The sequence below is a fragment of the Salipiger sp. genome (assembly GCF_059781815.1).
This window is the reverse complement of the sequence record NZ_JBYNAH010000256.1, coordinates 1-7,050: the sequence shown is the minus strand read 5'-3', so window position 1 is coordinate 7,050 and position 7,050 is coordinate 1. Positions and strand designations below refer to the sequence as shown.

At 66.2% G+C, this 7,050-nt stretch carries 7 protein-coding genes; 5 read left to right on the top strand and 2 right to left on the bottom strand.

Annotation, left to right across the window (positions count from 1 at the left end):
* Positions 1-190: hypothetical protein (locus AC6RA4_RS21860; protein ID WP_500163900.1), on the top strand; the 190-nt coding region annotated here is incomplete at its 5' end.
* A gap of 191 nt (positions 191-381) precedes the next feature.
* On the opposite strand, the gene AC6RA4_RS21855 is transcribed toward AC6RA4_RS21860, so the two are convergent.
* Entirely contained in the window at positions 382-1,182 is an 801-nt protein-coding gene (locus tag AC6RA4_RS21855) for an endonuclease/exonuclease/phosphatase family protein (RefSeq protein WP_500163898.1), read from the bottom strand.
* A gap of 305 nt (positions 1,183-1,487) precedes the next feature.
* Here AC6RA4_RS21855 and AC6RA4_RS21850 point away from each other — a divergent pair, with 305 nt between their 5' ends.
* Positions 1,488-2,291: an ABC transporter permease gene (locus tag AC6RA4_RS21850; RefSeq protein ID WP_500163896.1), complete on the top strand. Its 804-nt coding sequence runs from the start codon at positions 1,488-1,490 to the stop codon at positions 2,289-2,291.
* Positions 2,292-2,394: 103 nt separating this feature from the next.
* Here the strand turns inward: AC6RA4_RS21850 and AC6RA4_RS21845 are convergent, their stop codons facing one another.
* Positions 2,395-4,728: a mechanosensitive ion channel domain-containing protein gene (locus AC6RA4_RS21845; RefSeq protein WP_500163895.1), complete on the bottom strand. Its 2,334-nt coding sequence runs from the start codon at positions 4,726-4,728 to the stop codon at positions 2,395-2,397.
* A gap of 249 nt (positions 4,729-4,977) precedes the next feature.
* Here AC6RA4_RS21845 and AC6RA4_RS21840 point away from each other — a divergent pair, with 249 nt between their 5' ends.
* The 3 genes from AC6RA4_RS21840 to AC6RA4_RS21830 form a co-directional block, all read left to right on the top strand.
* Positions 4,978-5,745, top strand: coding sequence for a class II aldolase/adducin family protein (locus AC6RA4_RS21840; RefSeq protein WP_500163893.1), 768 nt, complete (start codon positions 4,978-4,980; stop codon positions 5,743-5,745).
* Between the two features lie 254 nt (positions 5,746-5,999).
* Positions 6,000-6,722: an ABC transporter permease gene (locus AC6RA4_RS21835; protein WP_500163892.1), complete on the top strand. Its 723-nt coding sequence runs from the start codon at positions 6,000-6,002 to the stop codon at positions 6,720-6,722.
* Positions 6,715-7,050: ATP-binding cassette domain-containing protein (locus tag AC6RA4_RS21830; RefSeq protein WP_500163890.1), on the top strand; the 336-nt coding region annotated here is incomplete at its 3' end. The genes AC6RA4_RS21835 and AC6RA4_RS21830, both read left to right, overlap by 8 nt.

The window sequence follows — 7,050 nt, the reverse complement described above, 5'->3', positions numbered from 1 at the left end:
CTTTGTGGCCTGTCTGTCCACAGCGCCAGATCAGTGCCAGGAGCGCAGCCTGCTGTTCACCGACATCACGCCGATGACCTGCATGATGGGTGCGCAGCCCGAGCTGGCAAAATGGACCGAGACGCATCCGCGCTTTCAGGTGACCGGCTGGAAATGCCAGATGGTCAACCCGAACGAAAAAGAGGTCTGATCCCGTCACGCGGCCCTGTCGGGAGGGCCGGCCGCGTGGCATTTCCTTTGATCTTTTTTCCGCTTATCCACCAGGGAAAGCGAAAGTATCAGCACCGAAGCTTTTTGCCCTGAAAGACTTTGCCCTGAAAGTCGGCCAGGCGGACTTTCCTGACGTTCCAGATCTTTGAGAGACAGGCCGTTTTACACGCGCTACACGTCGAGGATGATCGGACAGTGGTCCGAGACTTCGGGGTCGTAGATGACGTCAAACCCCGTCACGGCATCTGGGGTATTGATCAGCATGTAATCGGCGAAGCGGCCCGGCTTCCTGTAGTGCGAGTTGCGGGTGCCCTCGAACCCGTGGGTCGTCACGAGTTCGGTCATCCCGGCATCGGCAAGGATCGAGAGCGTCTCGCTGTCCGGCTCGACGTTGAAGTCGCCGCAGATCACCCTCAAATCATCGGGCTCCGCCAGTTGGCTCGAGAGATCACGCAGCCGATGTGCTTGTTCGAGACGCTCCGGCGTGTCCATCTTCCCAGCCAAGTCTCGCAGCCCGTGCATGTGCGTGACGCTCAAGGCGCGGTCCGCGTCGTAGTCCCACACGCGCACCCCATGGGCGCTTCGAGAGCGCGGGTGCTCGCCGAAGCCTTTGGCAGAGTAGTCCTTGTGAACGAAGCCCTGAACCTGTCCGATGATCGGGAAAGAGCGATGAACGAAAGTCGCCAAGCCCCACTGTGACGGGATCGACACGTCACCGTCCCAGAGGACGCCTTGCGCCGCAGGACAGAAGATGGCCACGTGGTCCGGCAGCGCCGATGCGACGTCGCGAAACAGGTTCGCGCGTTGGGGCAGGACGTGATCGCCGTCGCGATAGGTCAGCCAGTCCTTTCCGGACGACGGGCTGTGGATGACCTCCTGAAGGCAGAGGATATCGGGCGCGGTCGAGGCCAGATAGGGCAGCATCACGTCATGAAGCTTGCCGCCCCAGCCGTTCAAACACATAATTTTCATGGCCTTTCACCCTCCTCGATGCTGACCTTGGTCAATACGGCAGCGAGGTGCAAGTTGGGCTCGAAGCCGACATTGCGCGTCTAGTCTCCGCGACGCCTATCTGCGCCAGAAGTGCATGGGGCGCCGCGCGTTGAGGTTCGTCGGATCTGGCGGGGACAAATCGAGAGTTTCGAAATGGGAAAGCCACCCCGCGGACCCGCGCTGGTGCGGCTTGCGCGACGAAACCGCGCCTCCTCCCTTCGGAGCAATTGACGCCGCCGGGACAAGCGGCCACCCTTCCCGTCTGAGGCAGGGGGAGGAGACCCGTGCAGGGACAAGACACGGCCGAGCGCTGGCAGCGCACGGAGCCGGCCGCGCGCCGGGCGCCGGGAGGCATCGCGGTCACCGCGATCTCGCTATGCGGGCTGGTGCTGCTGTGGATCCTCGCCGCGACGCTGACCGCCGACCCGCAGGTGCTGCCGCAGCCGTGGGATCTGGTCGCGCCTTTCCTGGAGGCACTGCGCTCGGGCGAGCTGCTCTATCATCTGGGGCGCACGCTGGGCCGGGTGGCCTGGGCCTTCGTGCTGGCGATGAGCCTTGGCACCGCTCTGGGGCTGGTGATGGGGCGGATGCCGGCGGTGGACCGCTGGCTCGATCCGTGGCTGGTGATCTTCCTCAACCTGCCGGCGCTGGTGCTGATCGTGCTGTGCTATCTCTGGATCGGCCTCACCGAGACCGCCGCCATCGCCGCGGTGACGCTCAACAAAATCCCCAACGTTGCAACGGTGATCCGCGAGGGCGCGCGGGCGCTCGACCCGAGGCTCGACGACATGGCCGGGGTCTACCGGATGCCCTGGGGCACGCGGATGCGCCACGTGGTGCTGCCGCAGCTCGCGCCCTTCGTCACCGCGGCCGCGCGCTCGGGCGTGGCGGTGATCTGGAAAATCGTTCTGGTGGTCGAGTTCCTTGGCCGCTCCAACGGGATCGGCTTTCAGATCCACCTGTATTTCCAGCTCTTCGACGTGGCGATGGTGCTGGTCTACGCCTTCTCCTTCATCGCGGTGATGCTGGCGGTGGAATGGCTGGTGCTGCAACCCTGGGAGCGCCGGGTGCGCCGCTGGCGGGGATAGCGCCCGCCGCCCCTGTCGGCCCGGCACCGCTCTCGAACGATCCGCAAACAGAACAGGCCGCGCAGCGGTGCTGCGCGGCCTGTCGTGTCGTTCGGCGTGGGCGTCAGGCGGTGCCGTCGCCCTCGGGCTTGCCCTCCATCGCGACCCGGAAGGGCTGGGTCTCGCCCGATTTGGACTCGCCCAGATAGATCGTCTGGTGCGGGAAGGGGATCTCGATGTTGCGGGCGTCGAACACCTCTTTCAGCACGCCGTTATAGGCCCGGCCCACGCCCCACTGGGTGCCCGGCACGCATTTGATCCGTGCCCGCACCACCACGGCGCTGTCGCCAAAGGCGTTGATGCCGAACCACTCCAGATCGCCCATGATGTTGGCCGCCTGATCTGGATCTTGGCGCAGCTGCTCGAAGGCATCCAGCATGGCCTGCTTCACCTCGTCGATGTTCTCGCGATAGGCGACGCCCATGTCGCAGACGAAATAGCCGAACTCGCGCATGAAGTTGGTGACCATGTCGACCGAGGAGAACGGGATCAGGTGATAGGCGCCGCTGACGTCGCGCAGGCTCACCGAGCGGATGGTCAACTTCTCGACCACGCCAGTGGTGCTGCCGGCGGTGACCACGTCGCCCACGTTCATCGCGTTCTCGAACTGGATGAAGATGCCGGTGATGATGTCCTGCACCAGCTTTTGCGCGCCGAAGCCGATGGCCAGGCCAAGCACCCCAGCGGAGGCCAGAAGCGGCGCGATGTCGAGGCCGATCTCGGAGAGCACGAACATCAGCGTGATCACCAGCAGCGCGATGGTCGCGGCGTTACGCAGCAGGGTCAGCAGGGTCTTTTCGCGCGAGGTGGCGACGGTGCCGAACTCGGGGTTGAGGCGGTAGTCGACCCAGGAGGTCAGCGCCACCCAGACCGCGAAGGACACCACCAGAACCGCGACCACCGAGAACACCGTGCCGGTCAGCTCGATGCCGATCTGGCTCGCCATCCAGCCGCGCAGGTCGATCAGGCTGATGGCGTTGAGGGCGAAGATCGCCACCAGCGCAAAGATCACCAGCCGCAGCACGAAGAGCGCCTTTGGCACGAAGGTGTTGAGCCGCCGCTGGAGCGCGGGCAGGCGCGCGTTGACGCTGTCGGGCAGCTGCACGCCGTTGACCATCGTCCGGGTCATCACGCCCGAGACTGCGACGCCGAGGATCGCCACCAGCAGCACCTGGCCGGAATTGACCAGCGACAGGAACGCCACGTCGCCGGGCTGGACCAGCACCAGAACGAGCATGGTGAGCAGGTAGAGCAGCGCCGGAATGTGCCAGTTGCGCGCCAGCACCTGCAAGCCGCTGCGTTTCTTGCTCTCCGGTTCGGGGGAGCCCATCGGGAATTCCTCGGGGGCGCCGGACTCGACCGGCTCTCCGTCTTGCTCGAGCCGCTTCTCGCGGACGATGTCGGTGTTGCTGCGGCCACCGCGCTCCAGCCACCCGGCCACCGGGCGGCGCTTGCGCAGAACCATCCAGATTGCCAGGCCGACGACGATCAGCGCCACCAGCGCCGAGACCGCGCGCCCGGCGGCGAAGGAGATGTTGGTGTTGATGATCGGCACGATCAGCAGCTGACCATAGCCGGCAAGGCCGACCATGAAGTTCAGGCGGCGCCCGAGATACTTTGCCGCCGTGTCCGAGACCGGCAGCGGGCGCAGGCTGCTCGACGCCGGCGACAGGATCAGCCGCACGCCGACCTTGGCCAGCTCGACCAGCAGGAACGCGTTGAGATAGAGCGTCTGGCGGATGCCGATCTCGCCGAAATTGCCGAGAAAGAGCGTGGCGATGAGATATCCCGCCGCCCAGGCGACGATCACGATCAGCGCGTCGATCAGCGCCGAGGCGATGAACAGCAACGTGGTGCGCAGCGCGCCGCTGGCTTCGGCCTTGGCGTCCATCCGGGCGTACAGCGATTTTCCGATGCGCCGCAGCACGAGGAACACCGCCACGGTGACGACGATGATCAGCGCCAGCTGCTTGGCGGCGTCCAGCAGCACGCCCGCCTCGCCGCCGCTAAAGCCCTCGAAGACCCGCGGGGCGCGGGTGATCTGGGTCCAGGCGCTTTCGAGCCCCGCGGCGATGTCATGCGCTGCCTCCTGCGTGATCAGCGCGATGCGGCGGCTGAAGGAGAGGTCTTCGGACGGGGTCTCGGTGCCGGTGGCGAGCGTCTCGACGATCTGGTCGTCGACCGGGGCCTCGGCCTCGGTCTGCGCGGCACGCAGCTCCTCGATGAGCGCGGCGCGGCTGTCGTCGTTCTCGATCACGTCGAGCAGGAGCTCGAGATTGCTGGGGGTGGTTTCTGTCGACGCGGCTTCCTGGGCCAGCGTCGGGGTCGGTGCGATGGCGCTGAAAACAAGCGCCGCGAGGATCAACATCGTTGCGATCCAGCGTCTGTGAAAGGTCATGTCACCACGTATCTTGCGTTCTTGTGTTTCGGACATGGCCCGCTTGCCTGTCACACTGCGGGCACGTTGGGCGGCGACTTAGCGTAATGGCGCCCGAAGGCCAGCCCGGATCGCCGGGCGCGATCCCGGCGTTGCAGCATTGCGCGGCCAGTGTGCGCGCGGGGCGGGCGGTTTCTGTGGCACCCGCGGCGCGCTTTGCGCTAGGGGTGAGGCACGCGCCCCGGCGCGGCGCCCTCACAGGAGACCCCGATGACCTTTCAGAGCCAGACCACCATGCCCGCCATGTCCGACGCCGAGCGCCGCACCCGCGAAGAGCTTGCCGCCTGCTACCGCCTCGCGGCGCTGCACAAGTTCACCGACCTGATCTACACCCACATCACCGCCCGGGTGCCGGGGGAGGACGGGCATTTCCTGATCAACCCCTATGGCTGGCGCTGGGAAGAGATCACCGCCTCCTCGCTGGTGAAGATCGATGTCGACGGCAACAAGGTCGACGGCAGCCCGCACCGGGTGAACCCGGCGGGCTTCACCATCCATTCGGCGGTGCACATGCACCGCCATGACGCGGCCTGGATCATGCACACCCACACCCGCGCGGGCGTTGCCGTATCGTGCATGGAAGACGGCCTGCTGCCGCTCAACCAGATCTCGCTGCAGTTCCACAACCGCATCGCCTATCACGACTTCGAAGGCATCGCGCTCGATCTCGAGGAGCGCGAGCGCATCGTGGCCGATTTCGGCGATCATCCGGTTCTGGTGTTGCGCAACCACGGGCTCATCGCCACGGGGGGCAGCGCGGCGGAGATGTTCAACAACATGTTCTACCTCGAGCGCGCCTGCGAGATTCAGGTCGCCGCCACGTCGTCGGGGCAAAAGCTGCGCCTGGTCGATGACGAGATCGCTTCCCGTGTGCATGGCCAGTACGTGCAGATGAACGAGGAAGACGGCGATCTGCAGCTCGAATGGGAGGCGCATCTGCGCTCCATCGACGGGCTGGGCAGCGACTACCGCGCCTGAGGGCGAAGCGCGCCACGACGGCGCGCGGGAAATTATGCAGCGCGCTCCGGCATTCCGGGGCGCGTTTTGCGTTTCCGGCATGGCCGCTACGAGGGCTTCATGCGGTGGCCCGCGAAGCGCAGGGGCCTTTGGGGCAGGCCTCGGAGCGTGACCTGCACAGCTCAGGGAGTGTTTGCGCGCAAACAAGCGGCTTGCATCGTGTGGGATCGAGGCTAAGGTCGGCTTACTGCAAAATTTCCGAAGGGAGGTAGATTTTGCAAGATATCGGGGAGGCCTTCCGCCTGGCGCTGTCGCTGGTACTGTCCGGCGACGCCGATCTCTTCGAGATCGTCGGCCTGTCGCTTCAGGTGAGCCTGAGCGCGACCCTGATCGCCTGCGCCAGCGGTCTGCCGGTGGGGGCGCTGATCGCCGTGAGCCGGTTTCGGGGCCGTGGCGCGGTGCTGGTCCTGATCAATGCGCTGATGGGGCTGCCGCCGGTGGTGGTGGGTCTGCTCGTCTATCTCTACCTCTCGCGCTCGGGGCCGCTCGGGTTTCTCGGGCTGCTCTATACGCCCGGCGCGATGATCATCGCGCAGACCATCCTGATCGTGCCGATCGTCGCGGCGCTGTCGCGGCAGGTGCTCGAGGATCTGCACGGCGAATATGCCGAGCAGTTCCGCTCGCTCTGCCTGACCCGCTGGCAAAGCATCACCACCCTGCTCTGGGACGGGCGCTATGCGCTGATGACCGTGGGGTTGGCGGGCTTCGGACGCGCCGCCGCCGAGGTTGGCGCGGTGATCATCGTGGGCGGCAATATCGACCACCTGACCCGCGTCATGACCACCGCCATCGCGCTCGAGACCTCGAAGGGCGACCTGCCGCTGGCGCTGGCGCTGGGGATCATCCTGCTGGTGATCGCGCTCGGCGTGAATGCCGGCGTGCAGATGCTGCGCATGAGCGCCGCCAAACAAGCAAGCTACGGGGCCGCCCATGTCTGACCTCTCCGACCTGCGGATGACCGACGCCGTCCGCATCCCCCGCCGCAGCGCGGCCTTTGCGCCGAGCCTGCCGCTGCTGCCGCTGAGGGTCTCGGGGCTGCGTCTCGACATCGCGCAGGGCGCGCTGCTCGACGGGGTCGATCTGACCCTGCCGCGCCACGGCTGCACCGTCATCATGGGGCCGAACGGGGCGGGCAAGAGCATCCTGCTGAAGCTGCTGCACGGGCTTCTGGCCCCCAGCGCGGGAAGCGTGAGCTGGAACGGCCTGCCGGCGACCGAGGCCACGGCGCGGCAGGCGTTGGTGTTCCAGAAGCCTGTGCTGCTGCGC

Excerpts from the sequence above, each read along its gene's own strand:
- AC6RA4_RS21855 (WP_500163898.1), bottom strand. The coding sequence starts at position 1,182 with ATGAAAATTATGTGTTTGAACGGCTGGGGCGGCAAGCTTCATGACGTG.
- AC6RA4_RS21845 (WP_500163895.1), bottom strand. The coding sequence starts at position 4,728 with ATGACCTTTCACAGACGCTGGATCGCAACGATGTTGATCCTCGCGGCG.
- AC6RA4_RS21840 (WP_500163893.1), top strand. The coding sequence starts at position 4,978 with ATGACCTTTCAGAGCCAGACCACCATGCCCGCCATGTCCGACGCCGAG.